The following is a 15572-nucleotide window of genomic DNA, read 5'->3' on the forward strand; positions in this document are numbered from 1 at the left end:
GTTCAGCGACGGATCGGTCCGTTCGCCCGAATCATCGGGAAAGCGCACCACGACGACGACGGCGGCGATCGCCACGATCACCGCGCACACCGATACGATCACCGACGCCGCGACCACGGCCGCTCCGGTGCGGCTCCGCGATGCTTTCCCCGTGTCGTGCGTAGCGGTCGACTCGTACATGATCACGAGAATAGAGGAAAAAACTCCGTTAATTAAGCCTTACCTCACCAGCGGTGCCCGGAGACGCCGAGTGGCGGCGCCCCACAGGGGACGCCGCCACTGGCCGGCATCGTCGGGTGGCCCTCCCCGTGACCGAGCGAATGTACCGCTCGTCTCCTTCAACCGATCGAGCGTGCCGTTCGCTCGGATACACGGGAGGGGTCTCGCCTGTCAGCTCGGCTGCGACACCTCCGTCAGCCGCGACCGCAGATCCGTCTTGAGGATCTTGCCGGCCGCCGACGTCGGCAGCGCATCCACCACCACGACATCGCGAATCTTCTTGTACGGCAACACCTGTTCGGCGACGAACGCCATCAGTTCCGCCTCGTCGACGTCGGCGCCGTCACGAGGGACCACGAACGCGACGGGCTCCTGCCCGACCGCGCCGGCGTCGCGGCCGATCACCGCGGCCGTCGACACCGTCGGGTGCGACACCAGGATCTCCTCGAGCTCACGCGGGTACACGTTGTAGCCCTTGTAGATCAGCATGTCCTTCGCGCGGTCCGCGATGAACACGTAGCCGTCCTCGTCCTTGTAGGCGATGTCACCGGTGTCGAGCCATCCGTCGACGTACTGCTGCGCCGTGATGTCGGGATGATTCAGGTATCCGTCGGTGACCTGCGGTCCGCGGACCCACAGCACACCGTGCTCCCCGGGACCGACCTCGGTCGTGGTGCCCTGCGCGCGGATCTGCACCTCGGTGTCGAAGATCGGGATCCCGACACTGCCGAGACGGTAGTCCGTGCCGACACCCAACGGGTTCGCCGTGACCACGCACGTCGCCTCGGTCAGGCCGTAGCCCTCGGTGACCCGTGCATTGGGGAACGCCGTGACCAGCGCGTCGAGCGTGCCGCGGTCGATCGGCGCGGCACCGGACGAGACGACCCGCACCGTCGAGGTGTCGCGGGTGGAGACATCCGGGTGAGTGGCCAGCGAATGCCACATCGCGGGGCTGCCCGTGATGTAGCTCGTGTCGTGCCGCTCGATGAGCTCGAGCATGCGCGCGGGATCGAAACGACCCGCCATCACCTGCGTCAACCCGCACATCAGCAGGAACGACGTGTTGATCAGCGCGTGCGCGTGGAACAGCGGCGACACCACGACCGTCGATCCCTTGCCGGGCTGGACACCGTAGATGTCGAGTCCCTCGATCGGCTCGAGCGTGACCAGGCCGTCGGGGGTCTCCCGGACGGCGTGCCCCGCACGCCACGCGCACATCTGGGTGACGTTGCCGACGACGTTGCGGTGCAGCACCCGCACGCCCTTCGAGATGCCGGTCGTGCCGCCGGTGAACGCGAGGTGCGCGACGTCGTCGCCGGTGACCTCGGCCGGCGCGAACTCGGTGGGCTGCCCGGCGAGGAACGCGTCGAACTCGACGACCGGGCCGTCCGCGACGACCCCGTCACCGGCGACGACCACCGTCGTGAGCGACGTGCCGGCCGCGGCGTCTCGCAGGGTCTGCGCCTGCTCGGGCTGGCTGACACCGACGACCGCGCCGGTCTCCTCGATCTGGCGACGCAGGCCCGGCAGCGGCTGCAGCGGGTTGACCGGGGTGACGGTCGCGCCGGCCCGCAGCGTGCCGTAGTAGGCGACGACGAACTCGATGCAGTTGCCGATGTGCAGCAGCACCACATCGCGCGGCCGCACACCGGACGCGGCGAGCGCGCTCGCGAACTGCGCGGACCGCTCGTCGAGCTCGCGGTACGTGCAGGTGCGGTCACCGTCGACGATGGCGAGCCGGTCCCCGTAGCGCGCACCCATGCTCTGTGCCCACACGGCCATGGACACCTGCGGGTAGGTCAGGTGCATCTGGGTAAGAGTGCTGAGATCCATTGCGATACAGCCGTTACCGCGGTGCCATGCGGATGGCACCGTCGAGGCGGATGGTCTCGCCGTTGATGTAGCCGTTCTCGAGGATCGACGCGGCGAGGCGGCCGAACTCGTCCGGGCGGCCCAGGCGGGACGGGTTCGGGACGGTCGCCTCGAGCGACGCGCGCACGTCCTCACGCAGGCGGGCGAGCAGCGGGGTGTCCATGATGCCGGGGGCGATCGTGTTGACGCGGATGCCCTTGCTGGCCAGGTCGCGGGCGGCGACGATGGTCATGCCGACGATGCCGGCCTTGGACGCCGAGTAGTTGATCTGCCCGATCTGGCCCTCGAATGCCGCGACCGAAGCGGTCATGACGACCGCGCCGCGCTCACCGTCGATCGGCTCGAGCTGCGCCATGCGCTCGGCACCGAGGCGCAGCGCGTTGAACGAGCCGATGAGGTTGAGGCGGATCACGAACTCGAAGTCCTCGAGCGACCCGGCCTTGCCTTCCTTGTCGAGCACGCGCATCTTGCGGCCGGCACCGGCGCAGTGGACGACGCCGCGCAGCCCGCCGCGCTCGTGCGCGACGTCGAGTGCGGCGGCGAACTGGTCGGCGTCGGTGACGTCGGCGGGCGCGAAGACCGCAGCGTCACCGAGCTCGGCTGCGACGTCCGCGCCGTTGGAGGTGGGCAGGTCGATGAGGGTGACGGTGCCGCCCGCGTCGACGACGCGGCGCGCGGTGGCGAGGCCGAGGCCCGAGGCGCCACCGGTGATCGCGATCGAAAGTCCCTTGAGTTCCATGGTGTTCGATTTCCTTCGGTCGAGGCGGGTCAGGTCAGAGGAGTTCGAGAATGGTGGCGTTGGCCATGCCGCCGGCCTCGCACATGGACTGCAGGCCGTAGCGGATTCCGTTGTCGCGCATGTGGTGCACGAGGCGCGTCATGAGGATCGCGCCGGAGCCGCCGAGCGGGTGGCCGACGCCGATGGCACCGCCGAGGGGGTTGAGACGGTCGAGCTTGGCGCCGGTCTCGGCCTGCCACGCGAGCGGCACCGGGGCAAACGCCTCGTTGATCTCGAAGGCGCCGATGTCGTCGATGGACAGACCGGAACGCTTCAGCGCCTTCTCGGTCGCGGGGATCGGGCCGGTGAGCATGACGACCGGGTCGTCGGCGGCGACGACGGCGGTGTGGATGCGTGCGAGCGGCGTCCAGCCCTGCGCCGCGGCGTATTCGCTGCTGGTGATGAGCAGGGCGCCGGCACCGTCGGAGATCTGCGAGGAGTTGCCGGCGTGGATCACGCCGTCCTCCTTGAAGACGGTCTTGAGCTTGCCGAGCGACTCGAGGGTGCCGCCGCGGCGGATGCCCTCGTCCGTGGCGAAGTCGCCGACGGGAGCGATCTGGCCGGTGAAGGCGCCCGCGTCGGTGGCCGCTGCGGACAGCTCGTGCGAGCGCAGCGAGAACTCGTCGAGCGCGGCGCGCGAGTAGCCCCACTTCTCGGCGATCATCTCGGCGCCGATGCCCTGGCTGAAGCCCTCGACGCCGAAGCGGTCGCGCACGTTCTGCGGGAAGTGCTGGCCGTCCTTGCTGGCGCTGCCCATCGGCACGCGGCTCATGGACTCGACACCACCGGCGACCACGACGTCGTTCTGGCCGGAGATGACGGTCGCGGCGGCGAAGGACACGGCCTGCTGGCTGGAGCCGCACGCGCGGTTGATCGTGGTGGCGGGCACGGTGACCGGCCATCCGGCTGCGAACACCGCGCTGCGCGAGACGATTCCGGCCTGGTCGCCGACCTGGCTGACGCAGCCCCACTGGACGTCGTCGATCGTGGCCGGGTCGAGGCCGGTCCGCTCGGCGAGCGCCGTCAGCACGTGTGCGGACAGGTTGACGGGGTGGATCTCGGACAGTGCGCCACCACGACGCCCGATGGGGGTCCGGACGGCGTCGACGATCACGGCATCGCGCATGCGAATCGGTCCTTTGCTGTTGCGGGACACGGCTGCCGGGCAACCGTGGCTGGGGGAAAACGACGACCGGCCGGGTGGTGGTCCTCACATTCGAGGAGATCACGCACCCGGCCGGTGAGGGAAAGTCTTTCGGCGGAAGCTTCCGTTAGGTGGAAGCTATGCCCGTGACCGTCAGGCTTCGCCGCGGATGAGCTTGCGGTCGCGTTCCGGGTTGGCGAAGACCAGCACCAGGACTGCGGCGATCGCACCGAGGACACCGATGGCCTGGAACGACGTGGCGTAGCCGGCCGCCGGGGTATCGGCGTTGTCGACGATGACACCGGTCGCGTACGGGGCGACGAGGCCACCGATCGCCATGAGCGCGAGGAACACGCCCATCGTGCCGGCGGTCTGCTGCGGCGGGCACAGCTCGGAGATCGCCGCGTTGATCAGCGGGAACGCGATGGCACCGAAGCCGTAGCCGATCGAGACGACAGCCACTGCGAGGGCCGGGGTACCGATGGACGGGAGGAAGATCAGGATGGCACCGCAGATGAGCACGCCGACGGCGGGAACGATGATGCGGACCACGCGAGAGGTGTAGCCGCGTCCGCTCAGCCGGTCGGTGACCGTGCCGGACGAGATCATCAGGAACAGACCCACGATGGACGGCAGCGCGAACATGGAGCCGGCCTGCAGCGCGCTGTAGCCGAGGCCCACCTCGAAGTACGAAGGCAGCCAGGTCAACACGACGGTGGTGAGCGCGTAGACGACGATGATCATCACTGCGCAGCTGAGGAAGGTGCGGCTGAGGAGGATCTTGCTCCACGGCACGGACGGCTCGGTATGCGCGGACGCGGCGTCGGCACCCTTGGCCGCCTTCGCGGTGAAGGGACCTTCCTTGAAGCCGATCACCCAGGACACCATCCACACCACGCCGAGGAGCGACAGCGAGACGAGGGCCATCCGCCACCCGTACTCGACGGTGATGAACGTCAGGACGGGGGCGAGCGCGATCTTGGCGACCGACGCCGAGCCGGCGAGGAACGCACCGGGCAGACCGCGCTTGGTCGGCGGGTGCCACGAGTAGGCGGCGGTGTGCATCAGCGCCGAGCTGGGGCCCTCGGCGAAGCCGAGCAGCATGCGCGACACGATGAGCACCACGAACGTCGCGGTCACCAGGAGCGGCAGCATCACGACCGACCAGACGAGGCCGAGCGCGAGCAGCGCCCACCGGAGGGTCAGCTTCTTCTCGAGCGGCCCGGCGAGGAACCCGCCGATCGTGAAGGTCGCGAAGAACAGCGAGCCGACGAGGCCGATCTGCGAGGAGGTCATGCCGAGCTCACGTGCCAGCGGCTGCGCGATGATGCCGAGCACGGCCTTGTCCGCGTAGTTGACGACGTAGAGGAAGATGACCAGTCCGGTCATCCCCCATGCGCGGCCGGGGGTCACCTTGATGGCGGGGGCTTTCGCCCCCGCGGCATCGGGAGTGTCCGATCTGCCGTTGACGATTTCGCCTGTAGTCACTGGGGAGTCCCTTCAGAACTCGGAGGGTGCGAAGCGGGGACCTGCCCCGGCCTCTACGTGGAACATCACGCCTGGCGTCGTACACATTGAACGTGACCCATCTCACGGACCGCAAAGAGCCGTATGCGAACGGATCGATCACTCGTACCTATGAAAGATCACAACCGGGCCGGAAGCAGTTGTGAACCGCGCTCAGTTCGACGATCAGCTCATTGGTGTGCGCTAACCGTCCGATAGCCGAACGGTCCTGGTTCCGCAGGTGAGATGTGTTGCATTCTGACGAGGCAATCGGTTCGGGACAGGTGTGCCCGGACCTCGTGACGAGGACAGGCAACGCATGAACTCCACCGCTTCCACCGACGAGCTCCCTTCGTCCACGGCACCCCTGGCCGGTGTGCGTGTGATCGAGGTGTCGAGCTTCGTGGCCGCGCCGTTGTGCGGAATGACCCTCGCTGCCCTCGGCGCCGACGTGATCCGCATCGACCCGATCGGTGGAGCCGCCGACTACAAGCGGTGGCCGCTGACCGAGGACGGCGAGTCGATCTACTGGGCGAACCTGAACAAGGGCAAGCGCTCCTTCGCCGCGGACTTCCGTGATCCGAACGCGCACAAGCTGATCCGCGACCTGATCATCGACGCCGGGATCGTCGTCACCAACGCCGCCGGCCGCGACTGGCTCGACTACGACGCGCTGGCCGCGATCCGTCCCGACCTGATCCACGTGCAGGTGCTCGGGCGGGCGGACGGCACCGGCGCCGTCGACTACACCGTCAACGCCGCCGCCGGCTTCCCGCAGGTCACCGGTCCGGAGAATCTCGACGGCCCGGTCAACCACGTGCTGCCCGCGTGGGACGTCTCGTGCGGTCTGTACGCGGCGCTGTCGGTGGCGTCCGCGGTGTACCGCCGCGAGGTCACCGGCGCCGGCACCAAGATCGTTCTCCCCCTGGAGGATGTCGCGTTCGCGACCGTCGGCAACCTCGGCTACATCGCCGAGGCGCAGCTCGGCCTGACCGGGCGCGGGCGCGTCGGCAACGCCGTCTACGGCACCTACGGCTGCGACTTCGCCACGTCGGACGGTGCCCGCTTCATGATCGTCGCGCTGACCCCGCGGCACTTCCGCGACCTGACGGAGCTGACCGGCACGAGCGCGGCCGTCGCCGCCGTCGAAGCCGCGCTCGGCGCCGACTTCCGCGTCGAGGGCGAACGCTACAAGCACCGCGCCGTGCTGAACGGCCTGTTCGCCGGGTGGTTCGGTGCCCACACCGCCGCCGAGGTCGAGGCCGCGCTCGACGGCACCTCCATCCTGCACGAGCGCTACCGCACGTTCGCCGAGCTCGCCGCCGACCCCCGGGTCACGGACAATCCGATGTTCCAGCGGCTCGAGCAGCCGCGCATCGGCACCTACTCCGCGGCTGCGGTCCCCATGTCGTTCGACGGCGGGTACCCAGCAGTCCGCCCCGCTCCCGCCAACGGTGACGACACCGCCGACGTGCTCGCCGAGCACCTCGGCCTCACCGGCGACGAGGTCGACGCCCTCGCCGCAGCCGGCACCGTCCGCATCAACGCAAAGGATCACGCATGACCCGCCTCGCCCAGACGATCGGCCTGACCGAGTTCCAGACCGAAATCCTGGACACCGTCCGCACATTCGTCGACCGCGAGATCATCCCGAACGCGCAGGAACTCGAGCATTCGGACACCTACCCGCAGGCGATCGTCGACCAGATGCGGGAGATGGGCCTGTTCGGCCTGATGATCCCCGAGGAGTACGGCGGCCTCGGCGAGTCGCTGCTCACCTACGCGCTGTGCGTCGAGGAACTCGCCCGCGGCTGGATGAGCGTCTCCGGCGTCATCAACACCCACTTCATCGTCGCGTACATGCTGCGCCAGCACGGCACCGACGAGCAGAAGAACTACTACCTGCCGAAGATGGCCACCGGCGAGACCCGCGGCGCGTTCTCCATGTCCGAGCCCGAACTCGGCTCGGACGTCGCCGCTATCCGCACCAAGGCCAAGCGCGACGACAGCGGTGACTACGTCATCAACGGCCAGAAGATGTGGCTGACCAACGGCGGCAGCTCGACCCTGGTCGCCGCGCTGGTCAAGACCGAGGAAGGCGCCGACAAGCCGCACCAGAACCTGACGACCTTCCTGGTCGAGAAGCCCGCCGGATTCGGCGAGGTCGTCCCGGGTGTCACCATCCCCGGCAAGATCGACAAGATGGGCTACAAGGGCATCGACACCACCGAGCTCATCTTCGACAACTACCAGGCCAAGGCCACCGACATCCTCGGCGGCACCCCCGGCAAGGGCTTCTTCCAGATGATGGACGGCGTCGAGGTCGGTCGCGTCAATGTCTCGGCCCGCGCGTGCGGTGTCGCGATCCGCGCGTTCGAGCTCGCCGCGCAGTACGCCCAGCAGCGCACCACCTTCGGCAAGCCCATCGCGCAGCACCAGGCGATCTCGTTCTCCCTCGCGGAGATGGCCACCAAGGTCGAGGCCGCCCACCTGATGATGGTCAACGCTGCGCGCCTGAAGGATTCGGGCGAGCGCAACGACGTCGCGGCCGGTATGGCCAAGTACCTCACCAGCGAGTACTGCTCGGAGGTCACCCAGGCCAGCTTCCGCATCCACGGCGGCTACGGCTACTCCAAGGAATACGAAATCGAGCGGCTCATGCGGGAAGCGCCGTTCCTGCTCATCGGCGAAGGCACCAGCGAGATCCAGAAGACGATCATCAGCAAGGGTGTACTGCGTAGTTACGCATTGTAATTCGACCAACCGGACAACCAGAGGGAGTTCGACCGTGCAGCGTACGGTGTACAACGAGGATCACGAGGCGTTCCGCGAGACGGTGCGCGACTTCATCGCGAAGGAAGTCGCACCGGTGTACCACGAGTGGGAGGCCGACGGGCATCCCCCGCGCAAGTTCTACAACCGTCTCGGCGAGCTGGGCATCCTCGGAATCCAGGCACCGGAGGAGTTCGGCGGCGGTGGCGAGAGCTCGATCAAGTTCAATGCGGTTGTCGCCGAGGAATGCTCGGCCGCCGGCGTGACCTTCGGCTCGTACTCGGTGCACTCGAATCTCATCCTGCCGTACCTGTTGGAGTACGGAACCGAGGAGCAGAAGCAGCGCTGGATCCCGGGATTCTGTTCCGGCGACCTGATGTTCGCGATCGCCATGACCGAGCCGGGCACCGGTTCGGACCTCGCGAACATCGCGACCACCGCCAAGCTGTCCGAGGACGGCACCCACTACGTGATCAACGGCGCGAAGACGTTCATCACGGGCGGCGCGCTCGCCGACCGCATCCTCACCGTGTGCCGCACCTCGCCGTTCGATCCCGAGAACCGGCGGGCCGGCCTGTCGATCCTCGTCGTCGACACCACCAGTGAAGGTTTCGCGGTCGGCCGCAAGCTCAACAAGATCGGCCTGAAGACCTCCGACACCGCAGAGCTGTCGTACTCCGACGTCAAGGTTCCGGTCGAGGACCTGCTGGGCGAGGAGGGCAAGGGCTTCCAGTACCTGACCCACAACCTCGCGCAGGAGCGCCTCACCATCGCGTTCGGCGCGTCGGCGACCGCGGCGGCCGCGGTGCAGCACGCGCTCGCATACACCAAGGACCGCAAGGTGTTCGGCAAGCCGGTCGCCGCGTTCCAGAACACGAAGTTCGTGCTCGCCGAATGCTCGACGGAACTGCAGGCCCTGCAGCTGATGGTCGACAACGCGCTCGAACTGCACGACCGCGGTGAGCTCACCGTGCCCGACGCCGCCCGCGCGAAGCTGTTCGGCACCGAGGTGGCCGGACGCATCATCGACAAGTGCCTGCAGCTGCACGGTGGCTACGGCTACATCACCGAGTACCCGATCGCGCGCCTGTACGCGGACACGCGCGTCAGCCGCATCTACGGCGGCACCAGCGAGGTCATGAAGACGATCATCGCCAAGGATCTCGGCCTGTAGAACCCCCACAGGCCCTGCATCCGGCCCGGTCCGCCACACGCGGACCGGGCCGGATCCCATTCGGGGCAAGCAGCACATTCGGCGGTCCAATGCCGCTAGGCGCGCACGACCTGCACCCGCTATCGTTTCGCGCCATGCGACTGCTCGAGAAATCGAAACGGGTCATCGAGGCCCAGCTGAGCAACACCAGCATCCGTGCCCTGTCGGGCTCGATGGTGGCCTACGAAGGCCAGGTGAGCTTCAAGTCGGCCGGGTTCGGCGGCGGCGAGGGCGTGCTCGCGGGTCTGCGGCAGCGCGCGACCGGTGAGGGGCTGTCGCTGATGGAGGCCAGCGGCACCGGCATCGTCTATCTCGCGCATCGGGGCCGGAACGTGACCGTGCTCGACCTGAACAACGAGACGTTGCAGGTCGAGTCCGAGCAGTTGCTGGCGCTGAACGGGAACCTCTCCACCAATGTCGCGTTCGCCGGGGTCCGGGGCGGCATGAGCGGTCAGGGACTGTTCACCACGACCGTGACGGGCACCGGGCAGGTCGCGCTGCTGTCGTCGGGCGGGCCGCTGATCCACCTCGAGGTCTCTCCCCAGTACCCACTGGTCGTGGACCCCGATGCCTTCGTCTGCGCGAAGGGACAGTTGACGCAGTCGTTCGTCACCGACGTGTCGTTGCGGTCCGCGATCGGTCAGGGCAGCGGCGAAGCCTTCTCGCTCAAGTGGGACGGGATGGGTGTCGTGTCCATCCAGCCGGCGGAACGGTAGGAAGACGATGACTTTCACCAAGGTCAACAGCAAGGTGGTCCGCGTCGACCTGAACCAGTCGGGGCCCGTCGTCGCACGCCGCGGAGCGATGCTGTTCTACACGGGCACAGTGCATTTCAGCCCGCATCAGGTTCCGGGGGCCGGTGGCATGCCCGGCGGTATGGGCGGGATCGTGTCGATGGCCGGACGCATGATGCAGGGCGAGCACGAGGCGATGATGGTCGCGCAGGGCAACGGCGTGGTGCACTACGGATTCCGCGGACTCGAAACCCACATCGTGGACATGTCCGCCGGTGGGGAACTGCGGGTGGAGGCGTCCCGCCTGCTCGCGCACACCTCGGGCCTGCAGAGCGCGGTCGTGCAGGCGTCCGCCGCGCCGGCGGCCGCGGGTGGCGGTGGCGGCGGTCTGCTCGGAGCGCTGCGCGGCGCTGCCACCGGCATGGTGACGGGCACGGGAATGTTCACGACCCAGCTGTCCGGTTACGGGGCGGCGGTGCTGCTCGCGCACGGCGGGATCATCGAGCTGCAGGTCGGCGGACCGGCACCGGTGTTCGTCGATCCACAATCGTTCGTCGCGGCGCTCGGGCCGGTGCGGACCGATCTGAAGTCGACGATGAGCTGGCGCAACGCCGGCCGGACCGGAGGCGAGAGTCTGCAACTCGAGTGCACCGGGCAGGGCATTGTCTACGTGCAGGCATCGGAGGAGAAGCTTTGAGTGTCGTTCTGAATCCGTCGCATCTCGTCGGCAACGACAACGTGCCCGGCAACAACTACGCGTACTGCATCGATCTGCAGAGCCCGTGGTTCCTGTCGAAGGGCGCGATGATCGCCTACTACGGCCAGATCCAGTTCACCGCGCTCACCCACGGGCTGCAGGGGCAGTTGTTGCAGATGGTGGCCCACCAGTTCTCGGCACCGTTGTATCTGGGTGACTACGTGGTCGCCGAGGGCTACGGAAAGCTGATCCTCGGCGACCGCGGCTACGACATCAACTCCTACGATCTCGACGACGGCAACCTGACCATCCGGGCAGCGAACCTGCTGGCGTTCGAGCCGGGGTTGTCGCTGAACCAGTCGATCGTGCCCGGTTTCCTCACGTTGATCGGAACCGGCAAGTTCCTGGCGTCGTCGAACGGCCCGGTGATCTTCGCGGAGCCGCCGTTGCGGGTGGACCCGGAGGCACTGGTGGGCTGGGCGGACTGCCCGTCCCCCAGCCACCACTTCGACGAGTCCTGGGTGACCGGCTTCGTCGCGGCGGGTGCGCGCATGTTCGGCGTGCAGTCCGGTGAGGAGCGACAGTTCGATTTCACCGGCGCGGGGACGGTGCTCATCCAGTCCAGCGAGAAGGTGATCGACGACAGTTCCGTGGTCCGGATGATCGAGGGACAGCTGCCAGGGCTGACGAACAGCGGACTCCAACGCATCAATCATGCGGTGTCGTCGCAGCTGCAACAGCAGCAACAGTTCTGAGTGACCTGGGTGGAGGCTGGGCATTTTCCTGACGCAGAATCAGTCGCAATGTGATTACGATCACAGGGTAGCCACGCCTTAGTACGGTAAGGTTTGGACATCCTAAGTACCACTGCTCCAGATTGGTCGACCGCATGTACGTCTGCAGCTGCCACGCTCTCACCCACAATCACATCGAGGCTGAGATCGCTGCAGGCGCGCGCTGTACCCGGGAAATCAGCGCGGCATGCCGGGCGGGCACCGACTGCGGCGGTTGCGTACGCAATATCTCGGCGATCCTGCGGGCTGCCCGCCAGAGTGAGAACATCGAACTCGAGACCGCCGTGTAGCCAGCCCCTGCCCGGCGGTGAACTCGATGGTTCCACCCCGGGAGGTGCCATGAAGGGCGACAAGAAAGTCCTGGAGTATCTCAACGAGCAGCTGACTGCCGAACTCACCGCGATCAACCAGTATTTCCTGCACTCGAAGATGCAGGACAACAACGGCTGGGCGAAACTCGCGTCACACACGCGCGCCGAGTCGTTCGAGGAGATGCGTCACGCCGAGACTCTCACCGATCGGATTCTGTTCCTCGACGGCCTGCCGAACTACCAGCGCCTCGGGTCGATCCGCATCGGACAGACCGTGAAGGAGATGTTCGAAGCCGACTTACAGGTGGAGATCGAAGCCCGGGACCGCCTGCGGAAGGGCTCCGAGTACATGCGCTCGGTCAGCGACATCACGTCGGCGAACATCTTCGAGTCCATCCTGGCCGAAGAGGAAGAACACATCGATTACCTCGAAACCCAGCTCGCTCTGCTCGAGCAGCTGGGTGAGCCGCTGTACATCTCCGTACACGTCTCCCCGCCGGAGTAACAGCCCCGAGGGCCGCCATAGTCGTTGATCACGCAACCATATCGCGTATCCTGACGATATGGACACTCCGAGGTGGCTCGACGACAACGAGCAACGCGCCTGGCGCGCCTATCTCGACGCCACGCGCCTGCTCATGGCGGCCCTCGACCGGCAACTCGTCCGCGACTCCGGCCTCTCGCTGACGGACTACGAACTGCTCGTCGCCCTGTCGGAGGCTCCGGGTAGACGCATGCGCATGAGCGCCCTGGCCGACGCCGTGGTCACGACCCGCAGCGGGGCCACCCGCGCGATCGCCCGCCTCGTCGAGGCCGGACTGGTCCGCCGGGTCGAATGCCCCGAGGACAAACGCGGCACGCTGGCCGAACTGACCGACGAGGGCGCCGCCAAGCTGGACGCAGCCAGCCCCGGACATGTCGAAGCGGTGCGTTCGAGTATGTTCGACCTGCTCAGCGCTGAGGACGTCACGCGGTTCGGCGACTCCTTCACCGCGATGCGCAAGCACCTGCTCGGAAACGGCTAGGGGAAAATTCATGAGCGACTCGTCCGTGATCACCGTCCATAACCCGGACCTGCAGCGATACGAACTGCGTGACGGCGACACCGTCATCGGCTACACCCAGTACCACCCGGACGGCGATGTCCAGCTCGTGTTCGACCACACCGAGGTCGACGGCGCCTACTCGGGCCGGGGCCTGTCCGGCAAACTCGTGCGCTTCGCCCTCGACGATGTACGCGAACAGGGCAAGCGGATCGTCCCGATCTGCCCCTTCGTGCACTCCTACATCGAGAAGCACCCCGAGTACCAGGACATCGCCGACTAGGACGTGTGTTGCGGACAATGGCCTCATGACCGAGCGCAAGCGTCCGGACATCACCTTCGAGTCGTGGGTCGAGCGGCAGATTCGCGTCGCCCAGGAACGCGGCGACTTCGACAACCTGCCCGGCGCGGGCAAGCCGATCCCACACTACGGCGACGACGAGCTGTGGTGGGTCAAGGACTACCTGCGCCGGGAAGGCCTGTCCACCGAGGCGCTGCTCCCGCCGCCGCTGCAACTGCGCAAGGAGATCGAACGGCTGCCGGAGACCGTGCGGGACATCCCGACCGAGGACGGCGTGCGCGAGGTCGTCGCGGAACTGAACCGGCGCATCGTCGACTGCCTGCGCGCACCCGACCGGCTGCCCGTGCCGCTGCACCTCGTCGACGTCGACGACACGGTGCAGCAGTGGCGCGCGGATCGGCGTGCCGCGATCGCACAGCGCGTGGAGCGGCCCGCGGCGAATCCGGTGCCGGCGCCTCCCGTGCACATCTCCTGGTGGCGGCGGCTCTTCGCCTCGGGGTGACGGGGTCCGATCGAGAACCGGTCCGACGCGATGAGTTCCGCTCCGGTCGCCGGTCTGTTCCTGGTACGAGGTGCACGGCACCGGCCGTGCCCGAGCGACGAGGAGCGGACATGAGCGCACCCACGATCGGCAGCATCCTTCTGGCCAGCAGCAACCCGGAACGGCTACGCGACTGGTACGTCGCGGCACTGGCGCCGAAGGTCGAACGCACACCGGGCGAACCCGCGTACGACGTGCTCGACTTCGACGGCTTCTACCTCATGCTCGACCGGCGCGACGACGTCGGCGGCAAGAACCCCGAGCCCGGGCGGATGATCCTCAACATCGAGGTCACCGACGCTCCGGCGATCGCGGCACGGCTCGACGACCTCGGGGCGACCTGGCTGTCGCCGCTGGAGGACCGCGACGGTAGCTGGTTCGGCACGGTGGTGGACCCGGACGGCAACTACGTGCAGTTGATCGAACTGAGCGAACGGGCGCGTGCCGAGATGAGCTGAACGCGCCGGCCGGTCACCGCCGTACGAGGTCCGCGACCATCCGGTCGACGGCCCCGACGCTGAGCACCTGATCCAGCGTCATGGAGGCGCACCCGATCATGCCGGACCGGTCGCCGTACGCCCAGGGCAGTATCTGCAACGTCTGCGTCGCCGTGGAAATCGCGTTGCCGTACAAGGTTTCTCGCATGCCCGCGACGAAGACGTCGTAGGCCCCGGCCATGTCGCCCCCGACCACGAGCACCTCGGGATCGAGCAGGTTGACCGCGCCCGCGACCACTTCGCCGATGCGCCTTCCGCTGTCGCGGATCAGCCTGCGCGCCTCGAAGTCTCCCTTGCCGGCGAGTTCGACGACATCGCGGATGTGGGTGACGCTGCGGCCCAGCGCCTCCAGGTCGCGAACCAGCGCCCAGCCGCCGGCCACGGCCTCGACGCACCCGACGTTGCCGCAACGGCACACAACGCCTTGCGCCGCAGCGATTTTCGTATGTCCGATCTCCCCCACCGCGCCGACCGCGCCGCGTTGCAGCACACCACCGGAGACGATGCCCGCACGAAGCCCGGTGGATGCCTTGATGAGCAGCATGTCGCGGAACTTGCGCCGCTCACCGAAACGCTCGGCCAGCACCATGGCGTTGGCGTCGTTGTCGACGAAGATCGGCACGTCGCCGAGAGCGGCGAAATAGGGCTGCAGCGGCACGCCGTCCCACCCGGCCATCGTCGGCGAGTTGCGGCTGCAGCCACGGTCGACGTCGACGGTGCCGGGCAGAGCGACACCGATGCCGACGGTCTTCGGGCGTTCCGGGCCGAGGGTGTCGCGCAGCGCCCCGAGACGCGCGGCGACGAGCGGCATCAGTTCGTCGGGGTCGTTGCCGATTTCCTGTTCCACGTCGTCGGTACACAACAGACGACCGGCCAGGTCGCAGACGGCGAGCTGAGTGCGGCTGCGACCGATCGCGGCGACGAGGACGATGCCGGCGTCGACCCCGAACGTGAGGGTCGCCGGAGGACGGCCGCCCGTGGACGGACCCTCCTCGCATTCGACGACCAGCCCGAGCGCCTGCAAGGCCGAGACCCGGGAGGCCACCGCGGTGCGGGAGAGCCCGGTGAGCTGCCCGATCTCGGTGCGAGTGGACGCGGTGCCGGCGCGCACCAGCGCGAACACGTCACCTGCAGTCGCGGGGGCGATCGA

At 67.6% G+C, this 15572-nt stretch carries 18 protein-coding genes; 12 read left to right on the top strand and 6 right to left on the bottom strand.

What is annotated here, in order from left to right; translation table 11 throughout:
* From ACN675_RS22785 to ACN675_RS22805, 5 genes are all read right to left on the bottom strand, one after another.
* The coding region (locus ACN675_RS22785; RefSeq protein ID WP_420753006.1) for a hypothetical protein at window positions 1–180 on the bottom strand (180 nt) is incomplete at its 3' end.
* A 210-nt stretch (window positions 181–390) separates the two neighbouring features.
* Window positions 391–2028 (bottom strand): class I adenylate-forming enzyme family protein, encoded by a 1638-nt coding sequence (locus ACN675_RS22790; RefSeq protein ID WP_420753007.1) that lies wholly within the window; start codon window positions 2026–2028, stop codon window positions 391–393.
* Window positions 2029–2065: 37 nt separating this feature from the next.
* The gene (locus ACN675_RS22795) at window positions 2066–2830 is read right to left on the bottom strand and encodes an SDR family NAD(P)-dependent oxidoreductase (RefSeq protein ID WP_420753008.1); all 765 of its coding nucleotides are present in this window, start codon (window positions 2828–2830) and stop codon (window positions 2066–2068) included.
* Window positions 2831–2864: 34 nt separating this feature from the next.
* On the bottom strand, window positions 2865–3995 hold the full coding sequence (locus tag ACN675_RS22800; protein WP_420753009.1) for a thiolase family protein: 1131 nt from the start codon (window positions 3993–3995) through the stop codon (window positions 2865–2867).
* 171 nt (window positions 3996–4166) lie between these two features.
* A complete protein-coding gene (locus ACN675_RS22805) occupies window positions 4167–5501 on the bottom strand; it encodes an MFS transporter (RefSeq protein WP_420753010.1) in 1335 nt (444 codons plus the stop codon).
* Between the two features lie 337 nt (window positions 5502–5838).
* Here ACN675_RS22805 and ACN675_RS22810 point away from each other — a divergent pair, with 337 nt between their 5' ends.
* From ACN675_RS22810 to ACN675_RS22865, 12 genes are all read left to right on the top strand, one after another.
* The gene (locus ACN675_RS22810) at window positions 5839–7083 is read left to right on the top strand and encodes a CoA transferase (RefSeq protein ID WP_420753011.1); all 1245 of its coding nucleotides are present in this window, start codon (window positions 5839–5841) and stop codon (window positions 7081–7083) included.
* A complete protein-coding gene (locus tag ACN675_RS22815; RefSeq protein WP_420753012.1) occupies window positions 7080–8273 on the top strand; it encodes an acyl-CoA dehydrogenase family protein in 1194 nt (397 codons plus the stop codon). The genes ACN675_RS22810 and ACN675_RS22815 overlap by 4 nt, the downstream gene beginning before the upstream one ends.
* 34 nt (window positions 8274–8307) lie before the next feature.
* Window positions 8308–9465, top strand: a complete 1158-nt coding sequence (locus tag ACN675_RS22820; protein ID WP_420753013.1) for an acyl-CoA dehydrogenase family protein — start codon at window positions 8308–8310, stop codon at window positions 9463–9465.
* A 134-nt stretch (window positions 9466–9599) separates the two neighbouring features.
* Window positions 9600–10220: an AIM24 family protein gene (locus tag ACN675_RS22825; RefSeq protein ID WP_420753014.1), complete on the top strand. Its 621-nt coding sequence runs from the start codon at window positions 9600–9602 to the stop codon at window positions 10218–10220.
* A 7-nt stretch (window positions 10221–10227) separates the two neighbouring features.
* Window positions 10228–10935: an AIM24 family protein gene (locus ACN675_RS22830; RefSeq protein ID WP_420753015.1), complete on the top strand. Its 708-nt coding sequence runs from the start codon at window positions 10228–10230 to the stop codon at window positions 10933–10935.
* A complete protein-coding gene (locus ACN675_RS22835; protein ID WP_420753016.1) occupies window positions 10932–11690 on the top strand; it encodes an AIM24 family protein in 759 nt (252 codons plus the stop codon). Before ACN675_RS22830 ends, ACN675_RS22835 begins: the two co-directional genes overlap by 4 nt.
* A gap of 134 nt (window positions 11691–11824) precedes the next feature.
* Window positions 11825–12019 (top strand): (2Fe-2S)-binding protein, encoded by a 195-nt coding sequence (locus tag ACN675_RS22840; RefSeq protein WP_197251698.1) that lies wholly within the window; start codon window positions 11825–11827, stop codon window positions 12017–12019.
* A 49-nt stretch (window positions 12020–12068) separates the two neighbouring features.
* Complete coding sequence (gene bfr, locus ACN675_RS22845) at window positions 12069–12545, top strand: bacterioferritin (protein ID WP_197251693.1); 477 nt, start codon at window positions 12069–12071, stop codon at window positions 12543–12545.
* A gap of 58 nt (window positions 12546–12603) precedes the next feature.
* Entirely contained in the window at window positions 12604–13065 is a 462-nt protein-coding gene (locus tag ACN675_RS22850) for a MarR family winged helix-turn-helix transcriptional regulator (protein WP_420753017.1), read from the top strand.
* 10 nt (window positions 13066–13075) lie between these two features.
* Window positions 13076–13366: a GNAT family N-acetyltransferase gene (locus ACN675_RS22855; RefSeq protein ID WP_197251695.1), complete on the top strand. Its 291-nt coding sequence runs from the start codon at window positions 13076–13078 to the stop codon at window positions 13364–13366.
* A gap of 25 nt (window positions 13367–13391) precedes the next feature.
* The gene (locus ACN675_RS22860) at window positions 13392–13886 is read left to right on the top strand and encodes a DUF1992 domain-containing protein (RefSeq protein ID WP_420753018.1); all 495 of its coding nucleotides are present in this window, start codon (window positions 13392–13394) and stop codon (window positions 13884–13886) included.
* Window positions 13887–13996: 110 nt separating this feature from the next.
* A complete protein-coding gene (locus ACN675_RS22865) occupies window positions 13997–14383 on the top strand; it encodes a VOC family protein (RefSeq protein WP_420753019.1) in 387 nt (128 codons plus the stop codon).
* A gap of 13 nt (window positions 14384–14396) precedes the next feature.
* Here ACN675_RS22865 and ACN675_RS22870 read toward each other — a convergent pair.
* Window positions 14397–15572, bottom strand: a 1176-nt coding sequence (locus tag ACN675_RS22870; RefSeq protein WP_420753020.1) for an ROK family protein, incomplete at its 5' end; no start/stop codon positions are given.

It is taken from the genome of Rhodococcus sp. O3, assembly GCF_048897285.1.
In the GTDB taxonomy this organism is placed as follows: domain Bacteria; phylum Actinomycetota; class Actinomycetes; order Mycobacteriales; family Mycobacteriaceae; genus Rhodococcus.